Origin of the sequence: Streptomyces coryli, assembly GCF_011044975.1 — a bacterium.
Lineage (GTDB): Bacteria > Actinomycetota > Actinomycetes > Streptomycetales > Streptomycetaceae > Streptomyces > Streptomyces coryli.
This window is the reverse complement of record NZ_JAAKZV010000507.1, coordinates 1-1,729: the sequence shown is the minus strand read 5'-3', so window position 1 is coordinate 1,729 and position 1,729 is coordinate 1. Positions and strand designations below refer to the sequence as shown.

The 1,729-nt window shown below is 72.2% G+C and carries 1 protein-coding gene and 1 pseudogene; one reads left to right on the top strand and one right to left on the bottom strand.

Annotated features, from left to right (window positions below):
* Window positions 1–187: 187 nt before the first annotated feature.
* On the top strand, window positions 188–829 hold the full coding sequence (locus G5C51_RS41770) for a 4'-phosphopantetheinyl transferase family protein (RefSeq protein WP_165246123.1): 642 nt from the start codon (window positions 188–190) through the stop codon (window positions 827–829).
* On the opposite strand, the pseudogene G5C51_RS41765 reads toward G5C51_RS41770, so the two are convergent.
* Window positions 810–1,729, bottom strand: a pseudogene (locus tag G5C51_RS41765) (type IV secretory system conjugative DNA transfer family protein); the annotation flags it as partial. The gene G5C51_RS41770 and the pseudogene G5C51_RS41765 sit on opposite strands and share 20 nt — an antisense overlap.

Sequence of the window (1,729 nt, the reverse complement as noted above, 5' to 3'; positions counted from 1 at the left end):
CAGGGGTGGGGGAGATTCTTCGGCGGTTTTCCCGGCTTGAGGCTGCTGGGCCTCCCGTACGGGCGGATCAGCTCGTCATTCGGGGCTTCGCGCGGCTTCCTGCCCGGCTGACGCCGTGATGGCTGTGGGGCGGCATGCCGCTGTTGTGGTGGCGGTGCGGTGGCCGGATGGCTCGCGGCCTCTGCCGGTGGATCCGCGCGAGGTGGCGTTGCGCGGGTTGTTGCCTGCGTGGCGGCGGCGGGATTTCGATGGTGGGCGGGCGGTGGTACGGGCTGCGCTGGAGCGGGTGTTGGGTGTGCTGCCCGAGGGGTTTGCGTTGGTGCGGGGCGAGGGCGGGGCGCCGGTGCCGGTGGTTGGCGGGAGGCGGGCGCCCTGGGCCGTATCGCTGTCGCATCGGGGAGAGGTGACGGTGGCGGCGGTGCGGCGGTGTGGGTGTCCGGTGGGGGTGGATGTGGAGGTTGCTGATCCGGGCAATGAGGTGCTGCGGGGTGTGCTCGGTCGGGGGGATCGGGTGGATGAGGGGCTGGATGCGACGCTGTTGCTGGCTGCTAAGGAGGCGGCGTACAAGGCGTGTGCGGGGGCTTGGGCGGGGCTGTGTGCGTATCGGGTGACGCCGGTGGCTGCGGGCTCGGGTTCCGCTTCGGGCTCGGGTTCGGGCTCGGGCGAGCTTCGTATCCGGCCGGATCGGCGGGCGGGGGTGCCCCGGCTGCTGCAGGCGTGGACGTATCGGGCCGGGGATTTCGTCGTGGTGGTTACCGGGCCGGGGCTGGCGCGGCCGGAGTTGGTGGCGTGTGGGCGGGAGTTGCTTCTCAGGCCGGCTGGTCGGTGAGATTCGGCCAGTGGGCCGTGGCCTGTTCCGGGGAGCGGAGGAGGGCCAGGACCGGGAGGCCGGTGCGCTTTGCCGCCTCCGGTGCCAGGAGGTCCGGGAGTGACGGGATGGGGGCTACGGCCGCCACATCGTCCAGGACCAGGGTGAATGGTGGGTCGAGCCGGCCGGTGGATGACCGTGCGGCCATGCGGCGGCCGTGCTCGACCACGTCTGCTGCCAGTGCCGTGAGCAGTGGCATGGCTCCGGGGCTGCGGCGTGGGTCCTCGATCGCCTCGCCCACCGCGTAGAGCGTTCCCCCCTCGGCGATAAATGACTCCAGCGTGAGCGAATCTGTCCGATTTGGATTGGTTGCGTTCCGGATGTGGAGCGTGGCGAGGGCGCCGAGGGCGCGTTTCACCATGTCCTGGGCCTCGTCGCGGCGTTCGGGGTGGGCGGTCAGGATCGATTCCAGTTCGCCGGCGCTGCCGGAGGCCGCTTTTGTTGAGGTGCGCAGGATGCGGACCGGTTCATGGGCGGCCCCCTTGGCGGCTGCCCAGCGGTGTACGTGGCTGAGGCTGCGGTCGTCGACGGCCGCGGCGTGCAGCCAGCAGGCGAGAAGGATGGCCGCCGCGTCGGCCACCGGGTCGGGGCGGTGCGGCGAGCGGAGGGGGGCCAGGAGCGTACCGGCGCGGGTGGTGGCTTCCGTGCGGTCGGCGCAGCCGCGGACGGGGGACCAGCGCAATCTGTCGGGGGTGTCGCAGAGTTGGGCGGGGTCGTAGAGGAGGGTCGGGCCGAGCTTGGCGCGGGAGTCCTTGGTGTCGGACCAGAGGGTGGGGCTCGAGGTGACGACGAGGGCGGGGCCCTCGGCTGCGAGGAGGGTGTCGCGGGCGATTGCTTCTGGTTCGCCGGGGGGTAGGGCGC